Here is a 15,062-nt window from a genome sequence, read left to right as displayed (position 1 = left end):
CTAATTCTCACTGTAAACTTCACCACTCACAACCTTGAATATCTTATCGATCCGGAACCGGTTATTGACAAAATCCTCCAGCCCCGTGCAGGTGATCATGGTCTGTATATGATTAATTCCCGATAACAAGTGATTCTGTCTGCTGCCATCCAGCTCAGATAACACATCATCCAGCAAAAGGATTGGATAATCATTTACTATTTTTTTGACGAGTTCAATTTCTGCAAGCTTTAGAGATAACGCAGCCGTCCTCTGCTGTCCCTGGGAACCAAACCGCCTGATATCAATATCATTGATGATAAAGCTTAAATCATCTCTATGTGGTCCAGTCAGCGTCGTCCTCTGCTTTAAATCCGAAGGCCTGCTTTTTCTTAATGTATCTTCAAACATATCGACTGTGACATTTGGCTCATAGCTGATATGTAAAGATTCTTTTTCTCCTGACAGCTGCCGGTGGATGCCGCCGATCAAATCGTTTAACTGGCCTACAAAGGACTCCCGGCACCGGATTACCTCCCGTCCGTACTGGACCAGCTGCATATCCCAGATATCCAGTGTCTCCTCATAGTCCGGCCGGAACATGATGTCCTTCAACAGCTTGTTTCTCTGAGTCACAATCTTATTGTACTGTACCAGAGAATGAACATACAGTTTATTTAGTTGACATAACTCCAAGTCAATAAACCGCCTTCTTTCGGCGGGGCCGTTTTTTATGAGATTTAAGTCTTCCGGAGAAAAAAATACAACATTGACAATCCCAAACAGCTCACTGGCCTTCTTAATCGGAACGCCGTTGACCGCCACGCCTTTTGCTCTGTTTTTCTTTAAATGCATATCGATCCTGTATGGGACATCTCTTTTTCTGACGTTTAATTTGATATGCGACTCATCCCTGTCAAACTGTATAATTTCCTTATCTTTGCTTCCCCTGTGGGATTTTGTCGTAGCACAGACATAGATTGCTTCTAAGATATTGGTTTTCCCCTGGGCATTATCTCCATAAAGGATGTTGGTCCCATGACTGAAATCCATATGTAGTTTATCGTAATTTCTGTAATTTTTAAGCTCTATTGACTCGATAATCATGGACTTTTCTTATTCCTCGATTTTAATCGTCTTTCCGTCGTACTCGACGATGTCTCCGGCTCTCAGTTTTTTGCCGCGCTGAAGCTCAGTCCTGCCGTTTACTTTGACTAAGGCTTCCTCTATTACGTATTTTGCATCCACGCCGGAGCCGACCAGACCCGCTGCTTTCAGGGCCTGGCCAAGCTTGATGTATTCATCTCTTAACTTGATTATTTCCATTATTTCTCCTTTTTTTCACTCCGTAATCCTAAACGGATGCGGCGTTGAAGTTGACCGGAAGAATTAAATAGATATATTTTCCTTCTTCATCCCTGATAAAGCATGGGGATTTCGGATTCAGCATATAAAGAGTTACTTCTTCGTCATCAATAATTCTGAGCGCATCAATCAGGAACTTTGGATTAAAGCCGATCATGATGTCGCTGCCTGTCTTATGGGCCGTCACTTCGGCGTTCATGGATCCGAAGCTGGAATTCATCTTAAGCTGCAGCTCCTGATCCACCACATTGATGATTAAGGGCTTCTTATCGTTCTCACGGATCAGGATGGTCGCTCTCTCGATGGAGTCTAAGAGTTCCCGCTTATTGACCGTGATCTTAGTCTCGTAATCGCTGGAGAGCATCTGGTCAATCCGGAAATACTCGCCCTCGATCAGTCGGGATACCACGATGGTATCGTCAAATTCGAATAAAATATGGTTGCTGCTGAAGAATATCAGCACTTCTTTTTCGTTGTCGCCGCCCAGAATCTTGCTGACCTCACTGAGAGTCTTGCCAGGAACGATGACTTTTATATCATGGTACGTATCTTTTAATTCCACGTTCCGGATGGAAATACGGTGGCCATCCAGAGAAACGACCTTTAACTGGCTTCCCGATACCTGGAATAATTCACCGGTCATCATCTTATTGCTGTCGTTGGGAGCAATGGAGAAAATGGTCTGGCGGATGACTTCCTTCAGTGTGAACTGGGAAAGGCAGATGTAATTATCTCTTTCTATATAGGGAAGGTATGCGAATTCTTCTCCGTCACGTCCCTGAATATGGAATACGGATTTTTCGCAGGAAATCGTGGTGGTAAATTTCTCATCGCTTTCAATGGTAACAACAGAGTCACCTGCCGATGAAAGCTTTCTAACGATTTCGGATAACAGCTTGGCATCCAGAGCAATCTTTCCGCGTTCATGGATGGTTCCTTCTACTTTAGTTTCAATACCGAGTTCCATATCGTTGGCTGTCAGTTTGATCTCTGATCCACTGGCATCGATGAAGATGCATTCTAAGATCGACATGGTTGTCTTGGATGGAACTGCTTTTAAAACGATGTTGATGCCGTTTAAAATGGCATCCTGTTGAAATGTCAGCTTCATAATTGTTGATAACTCCTTTTCAGTAAATTCACGAATTTTATAGATAGATATATAGATAAATTCCGTCGTATTAGTAGTAGGGGCTGTGGGTTTGTGTAAAAGCCTTAAAACCTTCGAGGGGGACAGGCTTTTCCCTGTGAATAAGAGTGTGAATAACGTCCACAATACTTCAGGAAAACTCTCAGGTTATCCACATGAGCCTGAGAAAGGAAAAGAACCCCTTGGTTATCCACAGGTAATCAACATCCAATTCACATGAAATTGTGGATGAAGCTACTGTGGGCTGAGTTTTTTCTTGAGGATATCAAGAGTGTTTATTAAATTGGAATCATTCTTGCCAATATCGGCCTTTATCTTTTCAATTCCATGGATAATAGTCGTATGGTCGCGGCCTCCCAGATACTTTCCGATCATCTGGAGCGGCGTTCCAACAATCTCGCGGCATAGGTACATGACAATCTGGCGCGGATAGACGATTTCCTTGTTCCGTTTCTGGGAACAGATATCGAGGGGGGTGATTCCGTAATGGTCCGCTACTACCTGGATGACCAGTTCCGGCGTTACTTCCCGCTTGTCATTAGGGGAAATGATGTCCTTTAAGGCTTCTTCTGCCAGCTCCACGGTGATTTCCTTGTTGTCCAGTCTGGAAAGAGCAACGATTTTCGTCAGGGCGCCTTCCAGCTCACGGATATTGGACTTAATGTTGGTGGCAATGTATTTGATTACCTCGTTATCGATATTGTAGCCTTCCATCTCTTCCTTTTTCCGGAGGATGGCCATCCGCGTCTCGTAGTCCGGAGACTGGATGTCTACGGTCAGGCCCCATTCGAACCGGGAACGGAGACGTTCTTCCAGCGTCTCAATTTCTTTCGGCGGTTTATCTGAGGAGATAATAATCTGTTTTTTGGATTCATATAATGCATTGAACGTGTGGAAGAATTCTTCCTGTGTACTTTCCTTGCCGATAATGAACTGAATATCATCGATCAGCAGAACGTCATTCGTCCTGTACTTATCGCGGAACTCAGTAGGAGAGAAGTTGTTCTTATTACGGATGGCATCAATCAGCTCGTTGGTGAATTTCTCACTCGTTACATAAAGAACCTTTGCATTCGGGTTATTTTTCAAAATAAAATGACCAATGGAATGCATCAGATGCGTTTTTCCGAGTCCCACGCCTCCATAGATAAAAAGCGGGTTGTAGATTTCTCCCGGGGATTCGGCAACCGCCAAAGATGCAGCATGGGCCAGATTGTTGTTGGCACCGACTACAAAGGTATCGAATGTATATTTCGGATTTAAATTGGCGTTTATGATGGCCGACTGGCTGACCGTGTTAAGCGCGTTGTTAATCAGCGTATTCCCGGTCTGGGCCTTTGGAACTTCCTCCTGCGGAACCTGGTTTTCCACAACGAAGTCCACGTTACATTCAAATCCTGTTACCTCTTCAATGGTAATTTTTAAAAGGAAACCGTACTTTTTACGGATATACCCTAAAAATTCCACGTCCGGGACGGTAACCGTTACGGTGTCTCCGTTTATGGAATGTACTTTCAGTGGGAGAAGCCAGGTTTTGAAGGAAACATCAGTAATTTCGTGCTCTTCCTTCAAATTCAGTAAGATTTCGTCCCATTTTTCTTTTAACTTTTCTAACATCTCAAGTCTCCTACATCTATCAAAATGCAAATAACGGAAAGTCCCCCTCACACCTGTTTGGGGGAATAGTGCGCATTAGCCCAATCTAAAACCATTTTATACTATTTCGGAACAATTTTCAATGATAATAGAAAATTTTTGTGGATAAGTATGTGTAAGACATGTGAATTTGTTGTTTATGGTGTGTTGATAATTATTTTGAAGGGGAGTTGTCCACAAAAATGAGGATATTTCTAAGTTCATTTATACACAGACAGAAAGATTTGAATCTAAGAGGCCTTCTGAATGCGGGGTGTGAACAAAAAACAGGTTATCCAGAGCTTATCCAGAGAGTTATCAACAACTTATCCACATTTTGGGGATAACATTATGTAAATTAACAAAATGCATGTGAAAAAGTACACATAAGACCATTGACGCGGCGGCCTCCGCTCGGTATAATGCGCTTGTAACCGTTGCATTGTATCTTGAGAAAAGAACAGTAGCACAGGAGGAAAAAAATGAATATTGAGAACAAAACCCGCAACCTGGTACTGGCCGCAGTTTTTATGGCCATCATCATCATCATGGCATTTACGCCTTTCGGGTATATCCCGCTGGGATTCATGAATGCCACCATCATTCACGTTCCGGTCATAATTGGAGCCATTATACTTGGACCAAAATATGGCGGATTCTTAGGATTGGTGTTCGGATTGACCAGTCTGTGGAAAAACACGTACATGCCGAATGCCACATCGTTTGTCTTCTCTCCATTTATTAAGATCGGAGAGTACGGCGGGAATTTTTGGAGCCTGGTGATCTGCCTGGTGCCGAGAATTCTGATTGGAATCGTGGCGTATTACGTATTCAGAGGTATTATGAGGACCCTGAAAGCGAACAAGGCAAGAAGAAGCATCGCTCTGGCTGCGGCGGCAGTTGCCGGATCATTAACCAACACACTTCTGGTAATGAATCTGATCTACTTATGTTTTGGAAAAGAGTATGGAGCAGCGGCGAGAGGACTGTCTGAGGGAATCTATGCAGTTATCCTGGGAATCATCTGTATGAATGGCGTTCCCGAGGCCATTGTGGCGGGAGTTTTGACTGTGGCCATTACGCAGGCGCTGTTTAAGGCGATGAAAAGATAAGTGAAATAATGGAAGATAAGATATAATTTATGTTGGAACGCCGGCGGATGCCGGCGTTCTTTTTTTGAAATCGTAGCATTTATATAGATGCTATGATAAATGCTGTTTTATCATGGAATCCGCAGTAAGCATGGTTTCAAAAGCATCCATTACCTCCTCCATGCTGGGGACAGGCGGCAGATCTTCTTCAATCATACGGATCAGATAATCGAATTGTTCTCCGGTGGGCTTTCGTTTGCAGGGGACATTAATTACTTCATATTTTTTCTGAGGGTACTGGTAATACTCGATGAAATCGCCTTCCTCCTGATGCTCGTGCCTGTCTTTGGAGAAGATCAGGCGTATTCTTCCTTTTGGACCCATAAATTCCTTGATATTCTGGGCGGACAGGGTGTTGCTGTAGCCTGCTTCATAATATCCGATGGAGCCGTCCGACATACACAGGGTCACGAGACCGTAATTATATTGGCCCTCCGGAACATCCGGTTCACTCCGGGTGCCGATAGCCTGTATATCCGTTACTTTGGCGCCGGTAAACCAGTGAATCACATCTGCATAGTGGACGCCGCAGTCTATGAGAGGAGATACTTCACGAAGCATGGATAAGTAGCGTTCCCAGTTCATGGTGTGATGGTTCTGAACCATCCGGAAGATGATGGGAAAACCAATGGCGCCATTTTGAATCATCTCTGCCGCATGCTGATACGTTTTGTTGAAGCGCAGGAGATGGCCAATTAATACTTTGATTTCTGGATGCTTTTTGACAAGTTCCATGAAGGTACGACCGGATTCCAGGGTATCACAAATCGGTTTTTCGCAGAGTACATGTTTTTTTGATTGAATGCAGGCCTGCAGAATCTCCAAATGGCTTTTGGGCCTGGTGGCAATTATAACAATATCAACTTCATTCGAAGATACACATTCCCGGTAGTCATCGGTAACATGGTCAACACCGTACTTTTTCTGAAACAGCAGGGCCCTCTGGATATCACAGTCGCATACATATGTAAAATGTACCACGTCTTTGTAGTAATTTTCCTGGATATGAGCCTCCCCCATGCCGCCGCAGCCGATCAGAGCGGCTCTGTATTTCTTTTGCATTGCAGCTTTCCCCTTTCCTGTTAAGTTTATGATGTTCTTATCTTATAATAATTGAAAGAAGATGAAAAGGGATACATTTCCGTACTCCGTTCTAAACCAGCAGGAGCATACAGTGGCTGATTGGAAAGGGTGCAGGAATATAAAGCTTTTTGTGTTTACGATAAAGACGGAATGTGGTATGATTATCAGGCAGTACTACAGAGAAATTTTAACGTTAATCTGTTCTTTCATAAGAACATCTGATCAAATCGCCGGTTAGGCTAGTCAAAACCGGTTGTCAGGGAATTCCATGGAGGTTCCTCCGAAAATTCTCAGCAAATTTTTAATTTTATACGGGCAGTAAAGGGAAAGGCGGCGGATGCGTATGAATGCGTGGCGGTGATGTTTTTTTGTGCTGCAAAAAAGGCGAAGTATTGATGAAAGGGGAAAGTGATCGGATGAATGAGTATCACGACATGTATGACCGGATGGCTAAGCGGTGTTTGATGCTGTCAAACCGTGCAATTATTCAGTTTATCAATGGCATTTACGAGGTAAACCATCCTCTGGACAGTGAAGTAACGTATAACTGGACGGAACATGAAGATGATGATTTGAGAAAGACGCTGGCAGATACAATAATTACAATTGGGGGAATCAGCAGTTACCATCTGGAGTTTCAGATGTCGGAGGATGGAAGTATTACGTTTCGAATTCTGGAATATGGATTTAATCATGCTATAAAAAAACAGAAGGATGAGGCGGTTCTGGAATTTCCGGAGCCGATTCTGATCTGTCTCTATGAGGCGAAAGCAGTGCCGGCAGAGAAGACACTGGAAATTCGGTTCGGAAATCAAGGTGTCTATCATTACAAGGTTCCGGTGATCAAGTATCTTGCCCTGTCTCAGGAAGAACTGCATCAAAAAAATATGATTATTTTAATCCCGTTCCAACTCTTAAAACTCAGGAAGGAAATTGAAAAAGAGAGAACTGAGGAAAACCTGAAGGCGTTGAAATACCTGGTCACACATGATATAATTAATTCCATAGCAATGAATGTGGAGGCAGGTAATATTACACCGACTGACGGACGTAAATTAAAGAGTCTGACTCTGCAGTTATATCATCATATCTACGACAAATATCAGGAAGTAGCGGATGAAGGGGTGAGTGAGGCAGTGGAAGAGGCATTGATTCTGGATATTGATATTATTGAGCTGGAACATAAAAAAGAGATGAAGAAGAAGCAGGAGGAAGTTGATGCATTAAAGCTCCTTTTGCAGGGGAAGTCTCCGGAAGAGACTGCCGAAATCCTGCATATATCTATGGAGCGGATGGAAGAAATCATGAGATCGTAACGAAATAAAACAAAAAATATTATAAAATCCCAGAAAATCAGGCGGCCGGAAGCAAATAGAAAGGCCGCCTGCATTTTTTTGATACAAAATGTAGTAAATGAATTTATGAGTAGCTACATTTTATGGTATAACCCTTATTTTATAAGAAAAAATCGCATTTTTAGCTTGACGAACCTTTATTTCTTCTATATAATTGAAACGATGTTTAACTAAAATAGTCTCAATATGTTTATTCATATTGCTATGATAAGCTATTGTAATAAGAGGAGGTGTCCGTAGATATGAAGATGACGTTTCAGCCGAAGAATAGACAGAGATCTAAAGTTCATGGTTTCAGAGCCAGAATGAGCACTCCAGGCGGAAGAAAAGTTTTAGCTTCCAGAAGAGCAAAAGGTAGAGCGAAATTATCAGCTTAAGGAAAGAAAGCCCCTCGCATCTGTACAGGGGAATCATGGAAAGCCCCTTCACATGCGTTCAGGGGAAATGATGGACCAGGCCGCAAGTAATTGTGGCCTTTTCTTTTCTTCATTTCCGTGAGCAGCGAGGAGTGAGGAAATTCATGAAACATTTTAATTCGATTAAAAAAAACCGGGATTTTCAGGATGTTTACCAGACTGGGAAATCCTATGCAAACAAGTTACTTGTCATGTATGTGAAAAAGACGGACAGGCCGGAAACCAGAATCGGGATTTCGGTCAGCAAAAAAGTTGGCAACAGTGTGGTCCGGCATCATATAACCAGATTATTGAGAGAAAGCTTCAGGCTTCATGAAGACATGACAGAGACCGGGTTAGACATCGTGGTTGTCGCCAGAGCGGCAGCAAAAGAAGAAAGCTATAAAACGATCGAGAGTGCATATTTGCACTTGTGCGGACTGCATAACATTTTAAAAAAAGAATCGAAGTGATCTTATGGTAAAAAAAATCATGATTTTGTTGATTCGGGGATATCAGATATTCCTTTCCCCGCTGAAAGTAAGAACTCACTGCATATACACGCCTACGTGTTCTCAATACGCCATTGAGGCACTGCAGAAGTACGGCGTGTTCAAAGGTACATTTTTGGCTTGTAAGAGGATACTTCGGTGTCATCCTTTTGCAAAAGGCGGTTATGATCCAGTTCCGTAACAGACAGGAAAGTCCCCACCGTATTCGCACAGGGGAAAATGAGGAGGTAGTTCATTGGAATTTTTAGTACTCACGAAAGTCGGAGGCATTTTGGGGCCATTCGCAACTGTTCTGGGAATCATTATGGATTGGCTGTTTAAGCTGACCAGTATTTTCGGTATTCAGAACATTGGTTTATGTATTATCTTATTTACACTCGTTACAAAACTTCTTATGTTCCCACTGACGTTAAAACAACAGAAATCATCCAAGCTGATGAGTATTATGCAGCCGGAACTGAACGCCATTCAGGCAAAGTATAAAGGAAAAAAAGACCAGGATTCCATGATGAAGCAAAATGTGGAAATCCAGGCTTTATATGAAAAATACGGCACATCCATGACAGGCGGCTGTTTACAGCTCGTTATTCAGATGCCGATTCTGTTTGCTCTCTATCAGGTTATTTACCATATTCCGGCCTATGTATCCAGCGTTAAGGATGTATTCATGAACGTAGTAACATCGATTACGTCTCTCGGTGTGGATCATGTGGGAATGCTGACTCAGTTTGCAACAGATAATAAGGTAAATATGGCGATGGTAAAGGACATAGCTACTAATAATGGCCTTGTTGACTTTCTTTATCAGCTGAACCCGACTCAGTGGGCTGCACTTCAGGACTTATTCCCAAGCATACAGGGAACAATCGTGGAAAATGCTGCTAAGATAGAGCATATGAACTCTTTCCTGGGCATTAACCTGGCGAGCACACCGTTCAGTGTCATGTTCCCCAATGGCTTTACAGGCGGCTTTAACTTCAGCCTGGCGATTTTAATCCCGATTCTTGCAGGTTTGTCTCAGTGGTTAAGTGCAAAATTAATGACTGTTAATCAGCCGTCAGCCGGTAATGATGATGGGAATTCCATGGCTCAGTCCATGAAGATGATGAATACCATGATGCCTCTTATGTCCGTATTCTTCTGTTTCACCTTTGCTTCCGGTATTGGTATCTACTGGATTGCATCCAGTGTGTTCCAGGTAATCCAGCAGTTATTGGTGAACCGTTATATGGATAGAATTGATATAGATGAAATGGTTAAGCAGAACGTTGAGAAGGCAAACAAGAAACGTGCCAAAAAGGGACTTCCTCCGCAGAAGGTTTCTCAGAATGCAACTGCCAACTTAAAGAGCATCCAGGCAGCGAATGAGAGAGAAGAGACTGAGAGACAGGAAAAGATTGAGAAGACACAGGAGCAGATGAAGGCATCCAATGATTATTACAGCAGCGGAGCAGCTAATCCTAACAGTATTTCTGCAAAGGCCCGCATGGTTCAGAAATATAACGAAAAGCACAGTAAATAGGAGGGGTTCCGGATGGATATGATTACAGTTTCAGCTAAAACCGTAGATGAAGCAATTACAAAGGCATTAATCGAATTGGAAACAACCAGTGACAAGCTGGAGTATGAGATTGTTGATAAAGGAAACAGTGGAATTCTGGGATTCATCGGTTCCAAACCGGCCATCATTCGTGCAAGAAAGAAAGAGACTATTGATGATAAAGCGATTGCATTTCTCGGAGAGGTATTCGGCGCGATGGATATGGGGGTGAATATCGAGACCGCTTTTAATCAGGAGGAGAAAGAACTTTCCATCAATCTGGAAGGCGACGATATGGGAATCCTGATCGGAAAGCGCGGTCAGACCTTAGATTCTCTGCAGTATCTCGTAAGCCTTGTCGTAAACCGGGAGAGCGAAGATTATATCCGGGTGAAGCTGGATACAGAGAATTATCGGGAGAGAAGAAAAGAGACACTTGAGACACTGGCTAAGAATATTGCTTATAAAGTGAAGAGAACGAGACGTTCCGTATCGTTGGAACCTATGAATCCGTATGAAAGAAGAATTATTCATTCTGCACTTCAGAATGATAAGTATGTCGTAACACGAAGCGAGGGCGAGGAGCCATTCCGTCACGTAGTCATTTCTTTAAAGAAGGATTATTCGAAGAAGGAACGCTATCAGGATAACAGAGATAAATAGAGTAACGTCGATTGAGGGGTTGGGGCTGTCGGAAGGCACCTCACCCCTTTTCTTTTTCAGGTGAAAAATATGAAGATGAATACAATTGCAGCAATTGCCACTGCCATGAGCAGTTCGGGAATCGGTATCGTCAGGATAAGTGGAGACGAGGCATTTACAATTATAGATAAGATTTACAGAGGAAAAGGAAAAAACAGCAGAAAATTATCGGAGGCACCTTCCCATACCATCCATTATGGATATATTGCCGATGGGGATGAGATCATCGATGAGGTTCTGGTCATGTTAATGAGAGGACCGAAGAGTTTTACGGCCGAGGACACGGTTGAGATTGACTGTCACGGCGGCGTTTTGATTACGAAAAAGATATTGGAAACGGTATTAAAATATGGAGCCCGGCCTGCGGAGCCTGGAGAATTTACGAAGAGGGCGTTCTTAAACGGGCGGATGGATCTGGCCCAGGCGGAAGCGGTCATCGACGTGATCAATTCCAAAAATGATTATGCGTTAAAGGCTTCTGTCAGCCAGCTGGATGGCGCGGTCTCGAAGGCGGTAAAGGCGCTTCGGGAGCAGATTATCTTTCAGATTGCATTTATTGAATCTGCGCTGGATGATCCGGAACACATCTCTCTGGATGGTTATGGAGAGTCACTCTTATCCGCAATCAGGGGGATGAAAGAAGGCTTATGGAGGCTGATTCGCTCGGCTGATAACGGCAGAGTGATGACGGAGGGAATCAAGACAGTCATTCTGGGAAAACCAAATGCAGGGAAATCTTCCCTGATGAATGTTCTCGTGGGAGAAGAGCGCGCCATTGTTACGGATGTGGCGGGAACCACGAGAGATACGCTGGAGGAAACCATCCGGCTGGAAGACATCACTCTGAATGTGATCGATACGGCAGGCATCCGTGACACAGACGATATTGTGGAGAAAATCGGCGTGGAGAAGGCCAGAAATGCCGCCGATGCCGCCGATTTAATCATCTATGTGGTGGATGGTTCCTGTCCTCTCGATGGAAATGACGATGAAATTCTGGATTTTATCAGGGAGAGAAGGGCAGTCGTCCTCTTGAATAAATCGGATCTGACGATGGAGATCAGCGCGGAAATGCTGGCATCCAGGACGACACACCGGGTTATCGCCATCTCTGCGAAGGAGCGGGTGGGGATTGAGAATCTGGAAGATGAGATTAAGGCCATGTTTTACCATGGTGAGATTGATTTTAATGATGAAGTTACAATTACAAATGTCAGACATAAGAATGCTTTGGAACAGGCATACAGAAGCCTGGAAATGGTGGAGCAGAGCATCGAAAACGCTATGCCGGAAGACTTTTATTCCATCGATCTGATGGATGCTTATGAGCAGCTGGGCCTGATTATAGGAGAAGCGGTGGAAGATGATCTGGTCAATGAGATATTCAGTAAATTCTGCATGGGTAAATAGAGAGAAGGAAGGTTGTTATGCCAAATTTAGAAGAATCATATGACATTGTGGTGGTTGGAGCCGGGCACGCCGGCTGCGAGGCGGCGCTGGCGGCAGCCAGACTGGGCCTTGAGACCATCATGTTTACAGTCAGCGTGGACAGCATTGCGCTGATGCCCTGTAATCCCAATATAGGAGGAAGCTCCAAGGGCCATCTGGTGAGAGAGCTGGATGCTCTGGGCGGCGAGATGGGGAAAAATATTGACAAAACTTTTATTCAGTCTAAAATGCTGAATGAATCGAAGGGGCCTGCCGTCCATTCCCTGCGTGCGCAGGCGGACAAGCAGAATTACTCCAGAGAGATGAGAAATACACTGGAGAATACGGATCATCTTACGATTCGCCAGGCAGAGGTTTCTGATATTATTGTGGAAAATGGAGTGCTTACAGGAGTAAAGACATTTTCCGGAGCGGTATATCACTGTAAGGCGGCTGTTCTGGCTACAGGTACGTATTTAAAGGCAAGATGTATTTACGGCGATGTGAGCAATGCCACAGGGCCTAATGGTCTTCAGGCGGCGAATTATCTGACGGAATCGTTGAAGGCACATGGGATTGAGATGTACCGCTTTAAAACGGGAACCCCGGCGAGAGTGGATAAGCGGAGCATCGATTTTTCCAAGATGGAAGAGCAGTTCGGTGATAAGAAAATAGTACCGTTCTCCTTTTCCACGGATCCTGAAACCATCCAGAAGGAGCAGGTATCCTGCTGGCTTACGTATACCAGCGAGAAGACCCATGAGATTATCCGGGCCAATCTTGATCGTTCACCGCTGTTTTCCGGTGCGATTGAGGGGACGGGACCGAGATACTGTCCGTCTATAGAGGACAAGGTGGTAAAATTTCCGGATAAGAACCGACATCAGGTCTTTGTGGAGCCGGAAGGATTGTATACGAATGAAATGTACTTAGGCGGTATGTCGAGTTCCCTTCCTGAGGATGTGCAGCATGCCATGTACCGGACTGTACCGGGACTGGAGCATGTAAAAATTGTGAGAAATGCATATGCGATCGAGTATGACTGTATTAATTCCCGTCAGCTGAATGCTACGTTGGAATTTAAGGCCATCAGCGGCCTGTTCAGCGGCGGTCAGTTCAACGGCAGTTCTGGTTATGAGGAAGCGGCAGTTCAGGGCTTTATGGCCGGTGTAAACGCGTCTATGAAGGTATTGGGAAGAGAGAGCTTTGTTCTGGACCGGTCCCAGGCTTATATCGGCGTTTTAATTGATGATCTGGTAACGAAGGAAAGCCATGAGCCGTACCGCATGATGACTTCCCGTGCGGAGTACCGTCTGCTTTTACGTCAGGATAATGCGGATTTGCGACTGATGGGAATCGGTCATGAAATAGGACTTGTCACTGACGAACAGTACGAGAAGCTTCAGAAGAAGGAAGCCGCCATTGAAGCCGAGATAAAGCGTCTGGAAGGCACTAATATAGGAGCTTCTAAAGAAGTTCAGGATTTTCTGGAGAGAAATGGGAGCACACTCTTAAAGACAGGAACTACATTGGCTGAACTGATCAGAAGACCAGAGCTGAACTATGTTATGTTAACTGATTTGGATCCTAAAAGACCAGAGTTACCAACCGATGTAATTGAACAGGTTGACATAAATATAAAATACGACGGCTATATCCGCCGCCAAAAACAACAGGTGGCCCAATATAAAAAGCTGGAAAATAAAAAGCTGGACGCGAATTTTGACTATAGCAGTGTAAAGAGTCTGCGGAAAGAAGCCGCTCAAAAGCTGGATTTATACAGACCCATGTCCATTGGACAGGCTTCAAGAATCTCAGGAGTATCCCCTGCCGATATCTCGGTTCTTCTTGTTCATTTAGAGCAGCTGCGTTATCAGAAGCGAATGGAAATGGATTCCATGTCAGAGCCAGAACCAGAGCTTGATCGAAAGGCAGAGAGACTGGCGTCATCTAGGGGAACAGAAGAGATGACAGGGAAGGATGTGTCAGATGACAGTAGAATTTAAAGATAGATTAAATGAAGAATTAAATCAATTTTCAATAAAATTGGAAGATTCACAAATAATTCAATTTTACGAATATTACGAAATATTAGTTGAGTGGAATAAGGTAATGAATTTGACAGCGATTACAGAGCAGAATGAAGTGATTACAAAGCATTTTGTCGATAGCCTTGCTTTAATAAAATCAGTAGAAGAGATATCACTTAATCCTTATCGTATTATTGATATTGGCACTGGAGCTGGTTTCCCTGGAATTCCATTAAAAATTGCATTTCCACAATTAAAAGTAACGCTGATGGATTCTCTGAATAAAAGGGTTAAATTTTTAAACGAGGTTATTGAAAAATTAGAACTAAAGCAGATTCAGGCAGTTCACAGCAGAGCGGAGGATCTGGGAAGAGAAAAAGAGTATCGTGAGAAATACGATCTTTCAGTTTCCAGAGCAGTTGCGAATTTATCAACGCTTTCGGAATACTGTATGCCTTTTGTAAAACCAGGCGGCTACTTTATCTCATACAAATCAGGAAAAATAGAAGAAGAACTTACATCGGCAAAACATGCGATTTTTCTTTTAAGTGGTAAAGTATCAGGCGTTGAAAGCTTTACACTGGATGGAGCAGACGCAGAGCGTACCTTAGTTAAAATAGAGAAGGTAAATGAAATATCAAAAAAATATCCACGCAAAGCAGGGGTACCTGCTAAAGAACCTTTAAAGTAATCAAACCATGGCCGGATGTTTCACGTGAAACATCCGGCTATTAATA

The 15,062-nt window shown here is 43.6% G+C and carries 15 protein-coding genes; 10 read left to right on the top strand and 5 right to left on the bottom strand.

Translation table 11 applies throughout. The features are described from left to right. The 4 genes from recF to dnaA form a co-directional block, all read right to left on the bottom strand. Nucleotides 1–1,086 carry a DNA replication/repair protein RecF gene (recF, locus tag H8S75_RS27970; protein ID WP_187024325.1) on the bottom strand — a complete coding sequence of 362 codons (1,086 nt, stop codon included), beginning with the start codon at nt 1,084–1,086 and terminating at the stop codon, nt 1–3. 9 nt (nt 1,087–1,095) lie between these two features. Next, a complete protein-coding gene (locus H8S75_RS27965; protein ID WP_002605413.1) occupies nt 1,096–1,305 on the bottom strand; it encodes an RNA-binding S4 domain-containing protein in 210 nt (69 codons plus the stop codon). Nucleotides 1,306–1,333: 28 nt separating this feature from the next. Then, nucleotides 1,334–2,455: a DNA polymerase III subunit beta gene (dnaN, locus tag H8S75_RS27960; protein ID WP_002605412.1), complete on the bottom strand. Its 1,122-nt coding sequence runs from the start codon at nt 2,453–2,455 to the stop codon at nt 1,334–1,336. Between the two features lie 273 nt (nt 2,456–2,728). Then, nucleotides 2,729–4,111 (bottom strand): chromosomal replication initiator protein DnaA, encoded by a 1,383-nt coding sequence (gene dnaA / locus H8S75_RS27955; RefSeq protein ID WP_055657739.1) that lies wholly within the window; start codon nt 4,109–4,111, stop codon nt 2,729–2,731. A gap of 500 nt (nt 4,112–4,611) precedes the next feature. On the opposite strand from dnaA, the gene H8S75_RS27950 reads away from it, so the two are divergent. Then, nucleotides 4,612–5,241 (top strand): ECF transporter S component, encoded by a 630-nt coding sequence (locus H8S75_RS27950; protein ID WP_002605410.1) that lies wholly within the window; start codon nt 4,612–4,614, stop codon nt 5,239–5,241. Between the two features lie 90 nt (nt 5,242–5,331). Here H8S75_RS27950 and H8S75_RS27945 read toward each other — a convergent pair whose 3' ends face one another. Continuing rightward, nucleotides 5,332–6,342, bottom strand: a complete 1,011-nt coding sequence (locus tag H8S75_RS27945) for a Gfo/Idh/MocA family protein (RefSeq protein WP_187024324.1) — start codon at nt 6,340–6,342, stop codon at nt 5,332–5,334. A gap of 416 nt (nt 6,343–6,758) precedes the next feature. Between H8S75_RS27945 and H8S75_RS27940 the strand changes: the two genes are divergently transcribed. The 9 genes from H8S75_RS27940 to rsmG all read left to right on the top strand — a co-directional run bounded on the left by H8S75_RS27940 (nt 6,759) and on the right by rsmG (nt 15,016). After that, entirely contained in the window at nt 6,759–7,679 is a 921-nt protein-coding gene (locus H8S75_RS27940; RefSeq protein WP_243270498.1) for a hypothetical protein, read from the top strand. Nucleotides 7,680–7,960: 281 nt separating this feature from the next. After that, entirely contained in the window at nt 7,961–8,095 is a 135-nt protein-coding gene (gene rpmH, locus H8S75_RS27935; RefSeq protein ID WP_039891277.1) for a 50S ribosomal protein L34, read from the top strand. 143 nt (nt 8,096–8,238) lie between these two features. Further along, nucleotides 8,239–8,586 carry a ribonuclease P protein component gene (gene rnpA, locus H8S75_RS27930; protein WP_187024323.1) on the top strand — a complete coding sequence of 116 codons (348 nt, stop codon included), beginning with the start codon at nt 8,239–8,241 and terminating at the stop codon, nt 8,584–8,586. A gap of 4 nt (nt 8,587–8,590) precedes the next feature. Then, entirely contained in the window at nt 8,591–8,806 is a 216-nt protein-coding gene (gene yidD / locus H8S75_RS27925; protein ID WP_187024322.1) for a membrane protein insertion efficiency factor YidD, read from the top strand. Between the two features lie 54 nt (nt 8,807–8,860). After that, nucleotides 8,861–10,147: a YidC/Oxa1 family membrane protein insertase gene (locus H8S75_RS27920; protein WP_187024321.1), complete on the top strand. Its 1,287-nt coding sequence runs from the start codon at nt 8,861–8,863 to the stop codon at nt 10,145–10,147. Between the two features lie 12 nt (nt 10,148–10,159). Then, nucleotides 10,160–10,828, top strand: a complete 669-nt coding sequence (gene jag / locus H8S75_RS27915) for an RNA-binding cell elongation regulator Jag/EloR (RefSeq protein WP_055657735.1) — start codon at nt 10,160–10,162, stop codon at nt 10,826–10,828. A gap of 69 nt (nt 10,829–10,897) precedes the next feature. Further along, entirely contained in the window at nt 10,898–12,277 is a 1,380-nt protein-coding gene (mnmE, locus tag H8S75_RS27910) for a tRNA uridine-5-carboxymethylaminomethyl(34) synthesis GTPase MnmE (protein ID WP_187024320.1), read from the top strand. A gap of 17 nt (nt 12,278–12,294) precedes the next feature. Continuing rightward, on the top strand, nt 12,295–14,301 hold the full coding sequence (gene mnmG, locus H8S75_RS27905; RefSeq protein WP_187024319.1) for a tRNA uridine-5-carboxymethylaminomethyl(34) synthesis enzyme MnmG: 2,007 nt from the start codon (nt 12,295–12,297) through the stop codon (nt 14,299–14,301). Continuing rightward, nucleotides 14,285–15,016, top strand: a complete 732-nt coding sequence (rsmG, locus tag H8S75_RS27900) for a 16S rRNA (guanine(527)-N(7))-methyltransferase RsmG (protein ID WP_187024318.1) — start codon at nt 14,285–14,287, stop codon at nt 15,014–15,016. Before mnmG ends, rsmG begins: the two co-directional genes overlap by 17 nt. The last annotated feature ends 46 nt before the right edge of the window (nt 15,017–15,062 follow it).

Origin of the sequence: Hungatella hominis (assembly GCF_014288005.1) — a bacterium.
Classification (GTDB): Bacteria; Bacillota; Clostridia; order Lachnospirales; family Lachnospiraceae; genus Hungatella; species Hungatella effluvii.
The sequence above is the reverse complement of the archived record's forward strand: the minus strand, read 5'-3'. Positions and strand labels throughout refer to the sequence as shown.

What these genes read in the sequence shown, in the direction of transcription:
- recF (WP_187024325.1), bottom strand. Translation starts at nt 1,086, where the DNA reads ATGATTATCGAGTCAATAGAGCTTAAAAATTACAGAAATTACGATAAA.
- H8S75_RS27965 (WP_002605413.1), bottom strand. Translation starts at nt 1,305, where the DNA reads ATGGAAATAATCAAGTTAAGAGATGAATACATCAAGCTTGGCCAGGCC.
- dnaN (WP_002605412.1), bottom strand. Translation starts at nt 2,455, where the DNA reads ATGAAGCTGACATTTCAACAGGATGCCATTTTAAACGGCATCAACATC.
- dnaA (WP_055657739.1), bottom strand. Translation starts at nt 4,111, where the DNA reads ATGTTAGAAAAGTTAAAAGAAAAATGGGACGAAATCTTACTGAATTTG.
- H8S75_RS27950 (WP_002605410.1), top strand. Translation starts at nt 4,612, where the DNA reads ATGAATATTGAGAACAAAACCCGCAACCTGGTACTGGCCGCAGTTTTT.
- H8S75_RS27945 (WP_187024324.1), bottom strand. Translation starts at nt 6,342, where the DNA reads ATGCAAAAGAAATACAGAGCCGCTCTGATCGGCTGCGGCGGCATGGGG.
- H8S75_RS27940 (WP_243270498.1), top strand. Translation starts at nt 6,759, where the DNA reads ATGAAAGGGGAAAGTGATCGGATGAATGAGTATCACGACATGTATGAC.
- rpmH (WP_039891277.1), top strand. Translation starts at nt 7,961, where the DNA reads ATGAAGATGACGTTTCAGCCGAAGAATAGACAGAGATCTAAAGTTCAT.
- rnpA (WP_187024323.1), top strand. Translation starts at nt 8,239, where the DNA reads ATGAAACATTTTAATTCGATTAAAAAAAACCGGGATTTTCAGGATGTT.
- yidD (WP_187024322.1), top strand. Translation starts at nt 8,591, where the DNA reads ATGGTAAAAAAAATCATGATTTTGTTGATTCGGGGATATCAGATATTC.
- jag (WP_055657735.1), top strand. Translation starts at nt 10,160, where the DNA reads ATGGATATGATTACAGTTTCAGCTAAAACCGTAGATGAAGCAATTACA.
- mnmE (WP_187024320.1), top strand. Translation starts at nt 10,898, where the DNA reads ATGAAGATGAATACAATTGCAGCAATTGCCACTGCCATGAGCAGTTCG.
- mnmG (WP_187024319.1), top strand. Translation starts at nt 12,295, where the DNA reads ATGCCAAATTTAGAAGAATCATATGACATTGTGGTGGTTGGAGCCGGG.
- rsmG (WP_187024318.1), top strand. Translation starts at nt 14,285, where the DNA reads ATGACAGTAGAATTTAAAGATAGATTAAATGAAGAATTAAATCAATTT.